We start from the raw sequence: 295 nt of genomic DNA on the forward strand, positions 1-295 counted from the left end.
CGCCGGGCCCGGCGCGGCCACCCTCGGCTTCGGCGCCACCATCTCCGCCGCCCGAGCCCGCTGGCTGGCCTGCGACGGCGGCATCACCCGCATCGTGCTGGGCCCCGAAGGCCAGCCCCTGGACGTGGGCCGCACCCACCGGGTGGTACCCCGCCACCTGCGCCGCGCGGTGGAGGCCCGCGACGGCGGCTGCGTCTTCGCCGGCTGCGACGCCCCCGCCCACTGGTGCGACGTGCACCACCTGGTGCACTGGGCCGACGGCGGGGAGACCTCGCTGGAGAACTCAGGGCTGCTG

General features: G+C 78.0%; 1 protein-coding gene. It reads left to right on the forward strand.

All coding sequences use genetic code 11. From position 1 onward, the window contains the following. Positions 1-295: HNH endonuclease signature motif containing protein (locus E9529_RS21655; RefSeq protein WP_236833309.1), on the forward strand; the 295-nt coding region annotated here is incomplete at both ends.

The organism is Blastococcus sp. KM273128, from assembly GCF_021698975.1.
Classification (GTDB): Bacteria; Actinomycetota; Actinomycetes; order Mycobacteriales; family Geodermatophilaceae; genus Blastococcus.